Genomic DNA, 13,582 nt, shown 5'->3' with positions numbered 1-13,582 from the left:
CGGCGCGACCATGCTATCCTTCCGCTTCCCGTTCTTACCATGAAGTCAATGAATACGATGAGTCCTGTCGCCGAGCTCCCCGAGGCCACCGAAACCGCCACCCACGCCACGCCCGATGCGCAGCCTGCCACCAGCGCGGCCCCGGCCCCGGAAGCCGACGCACACGCTGCCGTCCCGGCGGAAGCCGCCCAGTCGCCGCGGGCGCTGCTCAAGCACCTGCAGCAACAATTCGTGGCGTTCCGCAACTGCCTGCCGCTGGCGATCGGCATCGACAAGCAAGTGCTGGCCCGCCTCCCCGGCCTGAACCGCAAGACGATGCGTGCCGCCCTCGGCATCCACACGGGCTCGATGCGCTACCTGCGCGCCATGGAAAAAGCCACCGTCCGCTACGACCTGGACGGCAACCCCGGCGCCGAAGTGACGGACACCCACCGCCTGCACGCGAAGGAATTGCTGCAGGAACGCTTCAAGAAGGAAGCCGACCGCAAGAAAGCGGAACGCGAAGCGGCCGCGCAAGTGGAAGCCGACCGCAAGCGCCAGGAAAAGCTGCAGCAGCTGGCGTCCAAGTTCGCGAAACGCTGAGCCACACGCGCCGGATGAGCGAGGCCGAGGACGACCTCCCCCCGTACCAGGGCATCGCGCTCGCGGACGTGCGCCTCGTACGCAACCGCGCCGATGCCGATGGTGCGCTGGCCGCGCTGCTCGCATCCGACGCGATCGGCTTCGACACGGAATCCAAGCCCACGTTCCAGAAGGGCGAGCAGTCGACGGGGCCCCACCTCGTGCAGCTCGCGACGGACGAGCACGCCTATCTGTTCCAGATCGGCGCCCGGCCCGCCCGCGCGCCCGACCCGGCGGAAGGCGGCACGCCCGCGCCGGTACCGGGCATCGACGTGCTGCGTGCCGTGCTGGAATCGGCCACGATCCTGAAGGTCGGCTTCGGCCTCGGCGACGACCTGCGCCGCCTGCGCGCCAAGCTGGGCATCGAAACGTGCAACGTGCTCGACCTGTCGACCGCGCTACGCCGGGGCGAACGCAATGCGCTGGGCGCAAAGACAGCGGTCGCGCGCTTCTTCGGCCAGCGCCTGCAGAAATCGCGCAAGATCACGACGACCAACTGGGCCCTGCCGCGCCTGACCGACAAGCAGATCCTGTACGCGGCCGACGATGCCCACGTCGCCCTGCGCATCTACCGTCACTGGCGCGCGAACCCGCCGCCGCCGCTGCCGCCGAAGCCCGTCGCCGGCGGACCGATGCGCGCCGCGCAGCCCAAACCACGCACCTAGCATGCGCCGCGGCTTTCCCTGCGCGGCCGCCCTGCTGCTGGCGCTGGCCGCGTCCGGCTGTTCGCGCCGCGACGGTCCCGTCGACGGCGCTACCGTCTTCAAGCCGTGCGCGTCGTGCCACCAGATCGGTCCGAACGCGCGCGGCGGCTTCGGCCCGCAGTTGAACGCCCTGTTCGGCCGGCGCGCCGGGAGCACGGCCGATTTCGCCTACTCAAACGCCATGAAAACGTCCGGCATCGTGTGGGACGAGCCCACGTTGGCCGCGTTCCTGCGCGATCCGGACAAGGTCGTGCCGGGCACGAAGATGCGCTTCTGGGGCATCCACGACGAGCGCGACCTGGCCGCATTGATCGCCTACCTGCGCACGTACCAGGACGCGCGCTGACGGCCGCCCCCGTTCTCGTTTTTAAAAGTATGATGAGAAGGCCATGCCCGTCTTCGCCCTCCACTTCGCCCTGCTTGCCGCCGCGGCCCTGACCGCGGCGCCGGGGCACGCGCAGCCGGAGCGCGCCGTGCCGGACACGCTGGCGCAACGCGTGGCCGCGTGCGCGTCGTGCCACGGCAGCCCGTCCGCGCCGGCACCGACGACGGGCCCGAACTACTATCCGCGCATCGCCGGCAAGCCGGCCGGGTACCTGTACAACCAGCTGCAGAACTTCCGCGCGGGCCGCCGCCAGTACCCGCTGATGACCTATATGGTCGAGCACCTGTCCGACGACTACCTGCGCGAGATCGCGACGTATTTCTCGGCCCAGCACGTGCCCGCGCCCGTGCTGGCGCGCGCGAGCCTCCCGGCGGACCAGCTGGAACGGGGCCGCGCGCTCGTCACCCGGGGCGACCCGGCGTTGAAGGTGCCGGCCTGCATCGCCTGCCACGGCCAGCGCCTGACGGGCGCACTCCCCGCCATCCCCGGCCTGCTCGGCCTGCCGCGCGACTACATCAACGCCCAGTTCGGCGCGTGGCGCAACGGCACGCGCCGCGCCGCCGCGCCCGACTGCATGGCCACGATCGCGGGACGGCTGTCGCTGGCGGACGTGGCGGCCGTCTCCGCCTGGCTCGCGAGCGAACCGATCCCGGACGATGCCGCCCCGGCCGCCGACGTCGCGCACCCGATGCCGCTCGCCTGCGGCAGCGAGCCGGAGCGGCGATGAGGCGCGTCGTCCTGGGCGCCATCGTCGTTGCCGTGCTGGCCGCGCTGGCCGTCGTGGTCGCCGCCTGGCCCCGCGCGGAGTTCATCCCGGCCCGGTCGCCAGAAGCGTGGGCGCCGAGCCAGGCGAATATCGCGCGCGGCGCCTACCTCGCACGGGCCGGCGACTGCATGGCCTGCCACACGGCGCGCGGCGGCCTGCCCTACGCGGGCGGACGCGCGCTCGCGACGCCGTTCGGCACGGTCCACGCCCCCAACATCACGCCGGATGCCGCGACGGGCATCGGCACGTGGACGGCGGACGACTTCTGGCACGCGCTGCACAACGGCATCGCGCCGGGCGGCCGCCTGCTGTACCCCGCATTCCCGTACCCGAACACGACGAAGGTCACGCGCGACGACGCCGACGCGCTGTACGCCTACCTGCGCAGCCTGCCGCCGGTGCGCCAGCCCAACCGCGCGCACGCGCTGCGCTTCCCGTACGACAGCCAGGCCGTGCTGGCCGGCTGGCGCCTGCTGTACTTCAAGCCGGGTGTGTACGCGCCACAGCCGGCGCGGGGCGCCGACTGGAACCGCGGCGCCTATCTCGTCGACGGCCTGGGCCATTGCGGCGCCTGCCACAGTCCGCGCAACGGCCTGGGCGCGACGGGGTCGCGGCTGTCCGGCGGTGCGATCCCGATGGCGGGCTGGTACGCGCCGGCGCTGGACGCGGACGACGAGGCGGGCCTCGGCCAGTGGGACCGGGCCCACATCGTGCAATTGCTGCGCACGGGCGTCGCGCCGCGCGGCGCCGTGTTCGGGCCGATGGCGGAAGTCGTGGGACGGAGCCTGCAATACCTGACGGAGGCGGATGCTGGCGCGATGGCGACGTATCTGAAATCGCTGCCGCCGGAGCCAACGCCGCGCCGCGCCGGCACACCGCCGCCGGACGACGTCATGAAGGCGGGCCGCACGCTGTACGCGCACCACTGCGCCGATTGCCACGGCACGGATGGCCGCGGTACCGGCGTCGCCGGCCATCCCGCGTATCCGCCGCTGGCCGGCAACGGTGCGCTGACGATGGCGGATCCCGTCAACGCCATCCGCATCGTGTTGAATGGCGGCTTTCCACCGTCGACGTCCGGCAATCCGCGCCCGTTCGGCATGCCGCCGCACAGCCCCGTACTGGACGATGCGGAAGTGGCGGCCGTCGTGACCTATGTGCGCAACAGCTGGGGCAATGCGGCGCCGGCCGTCGCCGCGCCCGAGGTCAACCGGTGGCGCGCCGTGCCGCTCGACTGATCACAAGGAGAGTCTCATGCCGATATACCGCGTCTGGTACCGCAATAACGAAGAGCCGCTGGAGTTCGCCACGCCAGGGCGCATCAGCGAAGCGGACATCGTCGACCGCGTCCTCGCGCACGAGCGCATCGAACGGGGCGTGCCGGCGACCGTGCGGGAACTCGTCGCCGGCCACAACCTGGCTCCGGTACGCTACACGGAAGACGAAAGCGAGATGAACGCGATCTGGTAGCGGATCACGCCATGGACACGTGCCCGACCCCGTAGACGGCAACGCCCGCGTCGGCCGCCGGTTCGCGCGCCCACAACCGGAAGCGCACGAGCGTCCAGTCGCCCGGGTCGTAACCTGCCACCGCCGCGAGCGCCCGGCCGCCTTCGACCGCCTCCGCGGCAAGCGCCGTCTCGTGCCGGCGCAGCGCCGCGAGGTCGGCGCCAGGCGCGATGGGCCGCCGCTCGACCGTCGCGAAACGAGCCTGCGCGATACCGTCCGCAAGCCGTGCGTCCCACACGAGCCACGTCGCGACGGACGGCCGCCCGAACGCGTCCGACACGTCGGCGAACCCGGTGCCGTTCAGGAACGCGTGCATGCCCTCGACCGTGTTCCACACGTAGAACGGCGCATACGCATTGTCCCGGCCCGGCCCCGCCTTGCGCGCGGCGAGATAGGCCTTGAACAGCAAGCCCGGAAAGCCGTCCGTCAGGTGACTCCTGTCCGCGATGCGGCGGTCGATGATCGCCATGTCGTAATCCGCCGGCAGCGGAAAGCGATACTGCATCGCGATCATGACGACGCTCCCGGTTCCGCCTGCGGCGCCGCGATGCCGTTGCTGAACGACCAGTCGGCGTACTCCGTCGTCTGCACGATGACCATCAGGTCTTCCTGGCGCAGTCCGGGCGATTCGGCCAGCAGCTCGGCGAGCCGTCGATAGAACGCCTGCTTGGTGGCGGCGTCGCGCGGTTTGCCGCCCGTGACGCACACGAGCAGGAAGTCGTCGCTGCGCGTACCGCCCAGGTAATCGCGGTCGAAGATCAATTCCTCGGGCTCGTGTTGATGGATGGCCTGGAAACGGTCGGCCGGAGGGATGCGGAAGGCGTCGACGAGCGCCTGGTGCACGGCGTCCGACACGGCGCGCAGGTAGTCGCGCGGTTTGCCGCGCCGGAGGGAAATGCGGGCGAATGGCATGGCGGCCTCCTCAACGTGGCGTGGTCGGGACGTCGCCGAGCAGGCGGGCGGCCGTTGCGGCGGCGGGCCAGCCGGCGTAGAACGCCAGGTGCGTCACCACCTCGCCGAGTTCTGCGCGGGTGACGCCGTTGTCGAGCGCGGTCTGCAGGTGGAACGGCAGCTGGCCGTCGCGGCACAGCGCGATCAGGCAGGCGACCGTCACGAGGCTGCGGTCGCGCTTGCAGAGCGCGTCCCGCTCCCACACTTCACCGAACAGAACCCGGTCCGTGATCTCGGCCAGCGCCGGCACGGCGCCGAGGGCGCGTTGGCCCATGCCGTTCAGGGTCGTCATCGTCGTTTCTCCTGTCGTGGTTGACGTGGCCATCATAGCCACGTGAAACCATTTTGAAAATCGAATATATTTGAACCCACTGTTCAACAAAACGGGATTGTCATGCGTCGCACGAATTTCGACATGGATGCGCTGCGCAGCTTTTGCGAAGGCGTCGCGCTCGGCAGCTTCGCGAAGGCGGCCGACCGGCTCGGACGGTCGACGTCGGCCATCAGCATGCAGATGAAGAAACTGGAGGGCCAGGCCGGCACGGATCTGCTGCGCAAATCGGGACGCGGGCTGGAACTGACAGCGGCGGGCGAACTGCTGCTCGGTTACGCGCGCCGCATCCTCGACCTGAACGACGAAGCGTGCGCGGCCGTGACCGGCATGCACCTCGACGGCGCCGTCAGGCTGGGGCTGCAGGAAGACTTCGGCGAGGGCCTGCTGTCCAACGTACTGGCCCGGTTCACGCGCAGCCATCCGGACCTGCAGATCGAGGCGGTCATTGCCCGCAACGCGGACCTGATCGCGCAGCTGCAAGTGGGCAAGCTCGATCTCGCACTCGCATGGCACACGGGCGCGGGACTGCCGCACGTGGACGTGCTGGGCGACTATCCGATGCGGTGGGTGGGCGCCGCGGCGCACGCGCCCGCGCGCGAGCCCGTGCGGCTCGTCGTGTTGCAGGCGCCCTGCTTCATGCGCAAGGTGGCGACCGATGCGCTCGACCGGGCCGGCATTCCCTGGCGGATCGTGTACACGAGTCCAAGTCTGGCGGGCGTCTGGGCCGCCGTCGCGGCCGGGCTCGGCGTCACGGTGCGCACGCCCCTCGGCCTGCCCGGCGACGTGCGCCTCCTGGACGGCGCGGACGGCCTGCCGGCGCTGCCTGGCATCCGGCTCGCGCTGTTCAACGGGGCGGCGACCCCGTCGCCGGCCTGCGCGCGCATGGGCGCGCTCATCCGGGAACACGTCGTGGCCACGCCGGACGAGAGACGTGCAGGCACCATGTAAAACGGCCCGGCCAAGCGGCAAAAAAAAGCCCGCACTCGGCGGGCTGAATCTATTTTCTTGGAGGAAGATAGAGGAGACGGATTGGATTATCCGGCTGAGCTAGACATCAGTCCAATTGTCATTTCACATATCGATTATGCATCAATCGAATAACACTGATGAGTTACTGCGTCGATTGCAATAATTGGTGACAATTCAACGTATTGACCGGACCTACAATGACGGCTGCCGTGCGGCAACGCACGCGTTCGCACAATACATCGACCGGTCCATGAACAAACCTTTCGCCGCGCTTCCCTGGCGCCGTCTTGCCCGTCCCCTGTCCATCCTGTGCACGCTGGTCCCGCTGGCGCAAGCGCATGCGCGCAACGTCGCCGACCTCGTCGACAAGACCTGGATCGAAATCGACAGCCCGAATTTCAGGGTCGTCACGGAACAGCCGGAAGACGTGGCCCGCAGGATGATCGTCGACCTGGAAAACCTGCGCTACATCTCGAACCGCGTGCGCGGCGCGCAATCGCTGGACGGTCCGCCGCTGACGATCGTGGCCATGGGCGAGAGCAGCTTCTCGACGCTGGGCCTGCCCGAGGACTGGGCCGGCGTCTTCACCATATCGGCGCGCAACGGCTACGCAGCGCTGGCGCGGATCGACAATTACGCCAAGTCGGCGGACAAAAGCGACGATTCGCGCGCGACCATCCTGCACGAGTACCACCACTTCCTGCTGCATTACTCGCCCGAGACGACGTCGTATCCGACGTGGTATGACGAAGGCATGTCAGAATATTGGTCCTCGCTCGTCGTCCAGGACGGCATGGCTTGGTTCGGCCGTCCGGGGGAAGGCGGCGGGCGCGAGGCCTGGCTGTTCGACGAGACGGACCGCGCCAACTTCGACACCAAATGGCTGTTCAACTCGCCCAGGCTGACATTCGACGACACCTGGGGCAGCAGCATGGAGGTCGCGCGCTTCTACGCGCGGGCGAAATACGCCATCCATTACTTCAATTCGAGTCCGGAGCTGCGCCGTCAGCTGGCCGATTATCTGCGCCTGCACAATATGGGCTTGTCGCAGCAGCAGGCCGTCCGCATCGCGTTCAAGAAGTCATACACCGAGCTCGACAACGACCTGCGCGCCTACGTCAAGCGCCGCGTGACGGTACGCGGATTTTCCACCGGCAAGGATGGCCTGGCCCTGCCGCAAGTCTCCGTCACAGTCAGCAAGCTCGATCGTTCAGCCACCTACGCCGTCCTGGCCGACGTGCTTCCCCGTTTCGTTAGACGCGACAGCAACGTTGCGAACGAATTGATCGAAACGAATCTCAAGCTCCACCCGGACGACGTCAAGGCCAACACGATCGCCGCATGGCATCACTTGCTCGACGATCCTGACGCCCGGCTGTCCGCGCTGCAGAAAAAGTATCCGGACAATGCAGACCTGCTCGCCGTGCGCGCCGAGGGCTTGCGCGATGCGGCGTCCGTCAAATATCACACCGGCACGCCCGGCTGGGAGCCGCTGGTGCAGGAAGCGCGCGCGATGTTCCGGCGCGCGATCCGGTTGGATCCCGGCCAGCCCCTCGCCTACTACGGCCTGGGCAACCTCTACACGATGCTGCCGGAAACCGAGCCGCCCGAGGAAGGCATCGCCGGCCTGGACACGGCGGTCATCTACGAGCCGAGGCCCGCCGCGTTCCGCGCGCTGGCCCGCCTCTACCTGCGCGACAAGCGATTGCACAAGGCACTCGAGAGCATGCGCAGCGCCGTCGCCTTCGACACGCGGGGAGAGAATCCGGTCGACGCCCTGGTGATGGAAAACCTGGAAATCGTCGTCGACATGAACAGCGTGCCGACGCCGGACGCCAAGGGCTTGCGCTACGAGAGCGGTGCCGTCTACGAAGGCACGCTGGAAGACGGCAAACCGCACGGCAAGGGCAAATGGTCGCGTCCCGACGGCAGCTATTACGAGGGCGAGTTCGTCCACGGCCTGCCCGCGGGCCACGGCAAACTGGTGTGCGAACGGGGTGTCGCGTACGAGGGTGATTTCGTCGCCGGCATGGCGCACGGCCGCGGGCACATCACGTTCCCCGAGGCGAGCAAGATGGTCTCGTACGACGGCGGCGTCAAGGATGCCGTGGCCGACGGCACCGGCGTCCTCGTGACGAAGGAGGGACGCCTCGAGGCCACGTTCACGCGAGGCTATGCCAACGGCACCGGCACCTTCGTGCCCGCGCACGGCGCCGGCTCCTTCAGCGGGAAGTGGATCTACGGCGCATTCCAATGGCCGGCTGCGGACGCCGTCGTCTTCACGGGCGACATCGACGACAAAGGCCGGCGCCGCGGGCTGGGCTGGTGCCTGTCGACCGCATCGACACAGATCGAACCCTGCCGCTACAAGGGCGATCGCCAGGTCGCGATCTACCTGAACGACGACGATTGAACCGCTTACATTCGAAAGGAAACCCCATGAAGTTTGCCGTCCACGCCGTGCTGGGCCTGTGGCTTCTCGGTGCCGCCCCCGCATTCGCGACCACGCAGGTGCCGGCCACGATGACCACGGCCCCCACGCCCGCGCACGTCAAGGCCGTGCAGGACCTGCTGGGTGCGATGGAAGTCGACAAGGTGTTGCGGGGCGTTGCGTCGCGCAGCCGCTACCCGACCGAGGCGCAGCGCAAGTCCGTGTTTGCCAAGCTCGACAAGACACCACCCGCCGAGGTCTGCCAGCGCCTGGCCCCGCAACTGGCGCATTTCATCTCGGCCGACACGGCCGTCGAGATGACCCGTTTCTATCGCACGCCGTACGGCCGGCAAGTCATCCACGACAAGTACAACAGCCGCGCGCAAATCATGATGCCGGGGATGACGGCGGCCGTGCCTGCCGAAGAGATGAAGGAGCGCAAGCGGCCGGCGTACGTCCGCGCGAGCAAGGAGCTGGCGGATGCGCAGCCGATGGTCGAGCACGAGGCGTTCAAGCTGCTGCAGGTGATTGATCGGGAAAAGCGGTAACGTGAGCGCCCGGCGACCATAGGGAGACATGACAATGTTCGAAGTCTTTGCTCGCGACATCTTGGTCGGCCATTCTGCGCTGGAGCTCGGCGACCCGCCCATGGGCGTGGCGTTCGGCAAGTTCATTGCCACCGAAAGCTATCGGCTGATTCAACTCGAATGTCGGACCAACCATGCGGACCAATCAGGGCTGGCGCTGAGTGTCACGACGCCTGATGGAATCCAAATTCCCTGCGTCGGGGTCGGTGTCATAGATTTCTCCGATCAGTTCGAAGATGAAATTGAAATTACAGTATTCGGCATACCGTACCCGCTGTACGGAGAACTGTTCCCAGAACACGTCAGCGCGTACGAGAGGACGTTTCGCGGGTGCTGAAAGATAAGGATCGGGTCCACCCTTGGCATGGCACATGTGCCGATCTGCGCGGGTCAACACCAACTTAAAAAAACAAAATGATTTCAAAATATTTTTTCGCGCTGGCCGTCGGTCTGACTCTCGGCACCTCAGCCCTCGCACAACAAGCCGCCTGGATCGATGCGCATGGCCGACCGGTACCGGAAACGGAAGCGCGCCGTTCGATCAATGGGCTCGCTGGTTCCTTGCTCGTTACGCCAGATGCAAACTGGCGTGAAAAGTGGGACACGCCTGCAAATACGGTACCGCACTTCAACGAAGCAAAGACCGTTGAACGCGGCCAGCAGGTGTTTGTGCTGATCTTCTTTTCCAATCCGAAGAAAGGTGTGGATGGCCGCGCCGACCTGACGTGCGATCTGGACGCCGTACGACCGGATGGCAGCGTATCGTCGCATCAAGAAAATGCGGTTTGTTATCAGGGCGAGTTGAAGGGCGATGCATACGCCACGTATCTCGCTGCTCCCGTAATCGGGTTCACAGGTGACGCGGACGACCCCGCGGGTACATGGACCGTACGCGTCTCGCTCAAGGACAACTTAAGCAAAACCGTGCTACCGCTCAAAACATCTTTCACGCTGAAGTAAGCGATGTTACAAGCAGCAATTCGACAGCGCGCGGCTTTGGAAAGGAGATCACGATGAGTTGGGACGTGTCAGTCCAACGGTTTGGGAAGGAATACGAGTCCATTGCCGACATTCCCGACACCGAACGATGCATGGAGCTTGGAAGTCAAACCGAGATCCGTCGCGTCATAAGTCCTTTTTTTCCGGGTGTCGATTGGAGCGACTCCACTTGGGGGATATTTGACTCCGACGACGGCTCAGTCGAATTCAACATGGGTGGCGATGAACCAAGCACCGGATTCATGATGCACATTCGGGCATCCACGAAAATCGTGCCGACAATCGTCGCCATGTGCCGTTCCGAACGTTGGCAAGCACTCGATTGTAGCGGGGGTGTGTTTTTGGAACGGGCCATGGAGCCCAACAGCGGCCTCGAAGATTGGGCCACGTATCGTGATCATGTGACCGGCCGCACGTAATCCCTGCCTGCAGAGGTAAGCCGGCCGACTCGCGCATGAAAATACGCGCAGTCGCCTCCCTTCAGTACATCCGCTCGACCTTCAGTCCCTTCGCGCGCAAGCAATTCGGCACGCTGTCCTTCCCGATCAGATGCATGAGTCCGACTGCTGCCATCGTCGTCTTTTCACGCGTCAGCAGACCGTCGAGTTTGTCCGCCATCGGCCCGTTGCGCTCGGTCAGCAGGCGCCGCTGCATGATCTGCGACGACAGCCGCTGGTCGTTTTCAAATTTGAGCGCCAGCGCGTCGAGCGCGGCCTGATCGGCCCTGGCCCAGCCGTCGGTCAGGGCGCGCACGTCGTCTTTCGATTCACCCGAATCCATCGATTCGAGGGTTTCGTCCAGTATCGTCCACTGGTCGGCCGCGGACAGGTGGTCGAACACGTCGAGCTGGCTTTCGACCGTCTCCAGGCCGATGACCTTGATATTCTGCCCGTGCGCCAGCTTGGCCAAGTGCGCATCGACGCCGAGGTCCGGTCGATAACCGAGCTTGGCATATTCGACCACCGCCAGCGTCATCACCAGCATCCAGGGCTTGACCTTGGTCGGCAACGTGGCCGGCGCGCCCACCGCCTCCAGATGGCGCGTCAGGCGCGGCCCGAGCGCAGGCGGCATCGCCGCGACGATGGCGGGCGTGGTCGCCGCGACGCGCTGGACCGCCGCAGTCAGCTCCGTACTCTGCTCGGTCGGGTCGATTTCCAGCGCCAGCGTGCTGGACGCCGCCAGGGCCCGGGTGACGCTCTCGTCGAGCGGGAAAAATTCGGGCAGTCCCACGTGGATGGTGCCGAACAGGTACATCGTATGGTCGTGGCCCGTGACCTTGAACAGTGCGCCGCGCTCAACCGCCCAGGCCGGAGCGGTCAGCAGACTGAACGCAGCAAGGAGAATCACAATCATCCGACGGGCCATCAGTATTTCCTTGCATAAGAGTGAGCTATTTAAATTTTATCTGCCCGTTTGCCGCTCGGCTATTTACTTCTGACAATATTTTCTGGGATGCCCCGGTCGTGACAGAGCGTGACTTTTTACGTAGGGCAATTTGCTATGCTGAGAAGCCGCCGCGTTCAGCGTGCGATATAGCGATTGCCAGCGTACTGATCCGCCCAACTCTTCAGCTAAAGGGAACAAGGCTTGAAAAGAAACGTTTTCGTCCTGCTGGTCGTGCTGTCGTTGGCGCTGATCGGCACCGTCGTCGCGCTGCGGACGTTGTACCGGCCTGACAGCGTCGTCGACGGCCCCACGCGCGCGCAAGCGATCGACACATTGATTGCCCGGCTCGACCAACACTACGTTTTTCCTGAAACGGCAAGGCAGATAGAAACGTTGCTACGTCAGCGGCAGCACGGCGGGAAGTACGATGCGATCACGAATGGCGAGCAATTTGCCGCTCGGCTCACGGCCGACATGGCTTCCGTCGCCCACGATCTGCACATGAAGGTGAAGTTCAGCCCAACGCGCCTGCGCCCCGGACGCGAAGTGGACGCAATGCCGAATGCGACGTCGAAAGCCGTCCGGGACCGCAACCACGGCGTCGACGGCGTCGACCATCTGAGCCCCGCCATCGGCTATCTGCGGATCACGGCATTTCCACCGCGCTCCCTCGTAGCGGACCGATATGCGTCCGCGCTGGACAAGCTGTCCGATACGAGCGCCCTCGTCATCGACGTGCGCAACAACGGCGGCGGCGACCCGGAATCGGTGGCCCTGCTGATCAGCTATTTCGTCGACCGCCCCACCCGCCTGAACGACATCTGGTCACGCGATTCCGGCCAGACGACGCAGACCTGGACCGAAGGCAAACTCGATGGCAAACGCTATGGTGGCAGCAAACCTGTCGTGATCCTGGCCGGCCCGGGTACCGCGTCCGCCGGCGAAGACTTCACTTATACGATGCAGGCACTGAAACGCGCGACGGTGATCGGAGAACGGACGTGGGGTGGCGCCCATCCGATCGCGTTGTATCGCCTCGGCGACCATTTTTATGCCGCCATTCCACATAGCCGCACCATCAGCCCGATCACGCATACGAACTGGGAAGGTACCGGGGTCGCACCCGATATCGGGACGCCGCCCGCCGATGCGCTGGCGGTGGCGAAAGACAGGCTGCAGAGGCAGCTCAATGCTGGCCTGACGCTTCCTGTTGAGAAGTGAAACTCGGAACTACTCATCATGAAAACGCAAAGCTCCAACATCCCACGTGAAGCGATTCTCAGCAAAGCCTTTCAAGAAAGACGCCGTAGCGACGTTTTTAAGTGGGATGTTTATCCAATAGATGAGCAATGCGTGCTGCGTCTAGTCTTCGAAAGTTGGAAGGAAACGTGCCGGCATGGTTTACGGCTTGCAGTAGAAGGGAGCTTGATGGTGAACGGGCACGTGTCATCCAGTATCGAAATCTGGGCGGACACAGCACCGAGGGAAGTCAGGATCGCGGTCCTTGATTCGACAGGTCGTCTTAGCGTGTACAACCTTTGGGATGCCGGACAAGGAAAGCAGTCGCAATCCCACACTTCAGGCATGTTGATCGAGCCACTGCCCAAGGGACGACGATACAGGTGTAACGATATTGGATTAGTTACAAGTTTCGATGACCTGGTGTTCAGGATTGAGGTTGCTTGATCAACACGCTGCGGTTGCGTCCGCTTTGGGTCGGTTGCCGCTGTTCAGATTACTCAGCATTCGGTCAATTGCGCTCCGAAGTGATTAGATGCCCACGCAAAACGTACCGCCTAACAAATGACCGAAAGTTTCGAGATGACGAGAAGACCTGCATTTTTTCTCGCGTGCACTGCGCTATTCGCTTGGGATAGCTTCGCGGCCGATCAAGTAAAGCCCAACAAGCCGGAGCCTCCTTAAAACGACCGATGCAGGGA

General features: G+C 65.3%; 18 protein-coding genes. 14 read left to right on the top strand and 4 right to left on the bottom strand.

Going from position 1 to position 13,582, the window contains the following annotated elements; genetic code table 11:
- Positions 1-48 precede the first annotated feature (48 nt).
- Genes HAV22_RS26105 through HAV22_RS26080 form a run of 6 tightly spaced genes read left to right on the top strand, consistent with a single transcriptional unit; the run spans position 49 to position 3,946 of the window.
- Complete coding sequence (locus tag HAV22_RS26105; RefSeq protein ID WP_371869743.1) at positions 49-582, top strand: ProQ/FINO family protein; 534 nt, start codon at positions 49-51, stop codon at positions 580-582.
- 14 nt (positions 583-596) lie between these two features.
- Positions 597-1,286, top strand: coding sequence for a 3'-5' exonuclease (locus tag HAV22_RS26100; RefSeq protein ID WP_166863361.1), 690 nt, complete (start codon positions 597-599; stop codon positions 1,284-1,286).
- Position 1,287: 1 nt separating this feature from the next.
- Positions 1,288-1,671, top strand: coding sequence for a c-type cytochrome (locus HAV22_RS26095; RefSeq protein WP_166863359.1), 384 nt, complete (start codon positions 1,288-1,290; stop codon positions 1,669-1,671).
- Positions 1,672-1,714: 43 nt separating this feature from the next.
- Positions 1,715-2,437 (top strand): c-type cytochrome, encoded by a 723-nt coding sequence (locus tag HAV22_RS26090; protein WP_166863358.1) that lies wholly within the window; start codon positions 1,715-1,717, stop codon positions 2,435-2,437.
- Positions 2,434-3,714 (top strand): cytochrome c, encoded by a 1,281-nt coding sequence (locus HAV22_RS26085; RefSeq protein WP_166863356.1) that lies wholly within the window; start codon positions 2,434-2,436, stop codon positions 3,712-3,714. Before HAV22_RS26090 ends, HAV22_RS26085 begins: the two co-directional genes overlap by 4 nt.
- Positions 3,715-3,730: 16 nt before the next feature.
- Positions 3,731-3,946, top strand: a complete 216-nt coding sequence (locus HAV22_RS26080; RefSeq protein ID WP_166863354.1) for a hypothetical protein — start codon at positions 3,731-3,733, stop codon at positions 3,944-3,946.
- 4 nt (positions 3,947-3,950) lie between these two features.
- On the opposite strand, the gene HAV22_RS26075 is transcribed toward HAV22_RS26080, so the two are convergent.
- The 3 genes from HAV22_RS26075 to HAV22_RS26065 are packed head-to-tail and all read right to left on the bottom strand — an operon-like array spanning position 3,951 to position 5,228.
- Complete coding sequence (locus tag HAV22_RS26075) at positions 3,951-4,499, bottom strand: DUF4865 family protein (RefSeq protein WP_166863352.1); 549 nt, start codon at positions 4,497-4,499, stop codon at positions 3,951-3,953.
- On the bottom strand, positions 4,496-4,897 hold the full coding sequence (locus HAV22_RS26070) for a tautomerase family protein (protein WP_166863350.1): 402 nt from the start codon (positions 4,895-4,897) through the stop codon (positions 4,496-4,498). Before HAV22_RS26070 ends, HAV22_RS26075 begins: the two co-directional genes overlap by 4 nt.
- 10 nt (positions 4,898-4,907) lie before the next feature.
- Positions 4,908-5,228, bottom strand: a complete 321-nt coding sequence (locus HAV22_RS26065) for a carboxymuconolactone decarboxylase family protein (RefSeq protein WP_166863348.1) — start codon at positions 5,226-5,228, stop codon at positions 4,908-4,910.
- Positions 5,229-5,330: 102 nt separating this feature from the next.
- Here HAV22_RS26065 and HAV22_RS26060 point away from each other — a divergent pair, with 102 nt between their 5' ends.
- From HAV22_RS26060 to HAV22_RS26035, 6 genes are all read left to right on the top strand, one after another.
- Complete coding sequence (locus HAV22_RS26060) at positions 5,331-6,218, top strand: LysR substrate-binding domain-containing protein (protein ID WP_166863346.1); 888 nt, start codon at positions 5,331-5,333, stop codon at positions 6,216-6,218.
- A gap of 271 nt (positions 6,219-6,489) precedes the next feature.
- The gene (locus HAV22_RS26055) at positions 6,490-8,652 is read left to right on the top strand and encodes a hypothetical protein (RefSeq protein WP_166863344.1); all 2,163 of its coding nucleotides are present in this window, start codon (positions 6,490-6,492) and stop codon (positions 8,650-8,652) included.
- Positions 8,653-8,678: 26 nt separating this feature from the next.
- Positions 8,679-9,218, top strand: a complete 540-nt coding sequence (locus HAV22_RS26050) for a hypothetical protein (RefSeq protein WP_166863342.1) — start codon at positions 8,679-8,681, stop codon at positions 9,216-9,218.
- 34 nt (positions 9,219-9,252) lie between these two features.
- Entirely contained in the window at positions 9,253-9,594 is a 342-nt protein-coding gene (locus HAV22_RS26045) for a hypothetical protein (RefSeq protein WP_208296377.1), read from the top strand.
- Positions 9,595-9,671: 77 nt separating this feature from the next.
- Positions 9,672-10,217, top strand: coding sequence for a hypothetical protein (locus HAV22_RS26040; RefSeq protein ID WP_166863341.1), 546 nt, complete (start codon positions 9,672-9,674; stop codon positions 10,215-10,217).
- Positions 10,218-10,270: 53 nt separating this feature from the next.
- On the top strand, positions 10,271-10,675 hold the full coding sequence (locus tag HAV22_RS26035; protein WP_166863339.1) for a hypothetical protein: 405 nt from the start codon (positions 10,271-10,273) through the stop codon (positions 10,673-10,675).
- A 61-nt stretch (positions 10,676-10,736) separates the two neighbouring features.
- Here HAV22_RS26035 and HAV22_RS26030 read toward each other — a convergent pair whose 3' ends face one another.
- Positions 10,737-11,621, bottom strand: a complete 885-nt coding sequence (locus HAV22_RS26030; protein WP_166863337.1) for a TraB/GumN family protein — start codon at positions 11,619-11,621, stop codon at positions 10,737-10,739.
- 261 nt (positions 11,622-11,882) lie between these two features.
- Here HAV22_RS26030 and HAV22_RS26025 point away from each other — a divergent pair, with 261 nt between their 5' ends.
- Together HAV22_RS26025 and HAV22_RS26020 are read left to right on the top strand one after the other, a co-directional pair.
- On the top strand, positions 11,883-12,863 hold the full coding sequence (locus HAV22_RS26025; RefSeq protein WP_166863335.1) for a S41 family peptidase: 981 nt from the start codon (positions 11,883-11,885) through the stop codon (positions 12,861-12,863).
- An 18-nt stretch (positions 12,864-12,881) separates the two neighbouring features.
- Entirely contained in the window at positions 12,882-13,328 is a 447-nt protein-coding gene (locus tag HAV22_RS26020) for a hypothetical protein (protein ID WP_166863333.1), read from the top strand.
- Positions 13,329-13,582: the final 254 nt, after the last annotated feature.

Origin of the sequence: Telluria antibiotica, assembly GCF_011682055.1 — a bacterium.
GTDB classification, from domain to species: Bacteria; Pseudomonadota; Gammaproteobacteria; order Burkholderiales; family Burkholderiaceae_D; genus Telluria; species Telluria antibiotica.
Note: the sequence above shows the minus strand (reverse complement) of the source record. Positions and strands in the feature narration are given on the sequence as shown.

Bases quoted from the DNA above. Each gene is read 5' to 3' on its own strand.
- HAV22_RS26105 (WP_371869743.1), top strand. From the start codon at position 49: ATGAATACGATGAGTCCTGTCGCCGAGCTCCCCGAGGCCACCGAAACC.
- HAV22_RS26100 (WP_166863361.1), top strand. From the start codon at position 597: ATGAGCGAGGCCGAGGACGACCTCCCCCCGTACCAGGGCATCGCGCTC.
- HAV22_RS26095 (WP_166863359.1), top strand. From the start codon at position 1,288: ATGCGCCGCGGCTTTCCCTGCGCGGCCGCCCTGCTGCTGGCGCTGGCC.
- HAV22_RS26090 (WP_166863358.1), top strand. From the start codon at position 1,715: ATGCCCGTCTTCGCCCTCCACTTCGCCCTGCTTGCCGCCGCGGCCCTG.
- HAV22_RS26085 (WP_166863356.1), top strand. From the start codon at position 2,434: ATGAGGCGCGTCGTCCTGGGCGCCATCGTCGTTGCCGTGCTGGCCGCG.
- HAV22_RS26080 (WP_166863354.1), top strand. From the start codon at position 3,731: ATGCCGATATACCGCGTCTGGTACCGCAATAACGAAGAGCCGCTGGAG.
- HAV22_RS26075 (WP_166863352.1), bottom strand. From the start codon at position 4,499: ATGATCGCGATGCAGTATCGCTTTCCGCTGCCGGCGGATTACGACATG.
- HAV22_RS26070 (WP_166863350.1), bottom strand. From the start codon at position 4,897: ATGCCATTCGCCCGCATTTCCCTCCGGCGCGGCAAACCGCGCGACTAC.
- HAV22_RS26065 (WP_166863348.1), bottom strand. From the start codon at position 5,228: ATGACGACCCTGAACGGCATGGGCCAACGCGCCCTCGGCGCCGTGCCG.
- HAV22_RS26060 (WP_166863346.1), top strand. From the start codon at position 5,331: ATGCGTCGCACGAATTTCGACATGGATGCGCTGCGCAGCTTTTGCGAA.
- HAV22_RS26055 (WP_166863344.1), top strand. From the start codon at position 6,490: ATGAACAAACCTTTCGCCGCGCTTCCCTGGCGCCGTCTTGCCCGTCCC.
- HAV22_RS26050 (WP_166863342.1), top strand. From the start codon at position 8,679: ATGAAGTTTGCCGTCCACGCCGTGCTGGGCCTGTGGCTTCTCGGTGCC.
- HAV22_RS26045 (WP_208296377.1), top strand. From the start codon at position 9,253: ATGTTCGAAGTCTTTGCTCGCGACATCTTGGTCGGCCATTCTGCGCTG.
- HAV22_RS26040 (WP_166863341.1), top strand. From the start codon at position 9,672: ATGATTTCAAAATATTTTTTCGCGCTGGCCGTCGGTCTGACTCTCGGC.
- HAV22_RS26035 (WP_166863339.1), top strand. From the start codon at position 10,271: ATGAGTTGGGACGTGTCAGTCCAACGGTTTGGGAAGGAATACGAGTCC.
- HAV22_RS26030 (WP_166863337.1), bottom strand. From the start codon at position 11,621: ATGGCCCGTCGGATGATTGTGATTCTCCTTGCTGCGTTCAGTCTGCTG.
- HAV22_RS26020 (WP_166863333.1), top strand. From the start codon at position 12,882: ATGAAAACGCAAAGCTCCAACATCCCACGTGAAGCGATTCTCAGCAAA.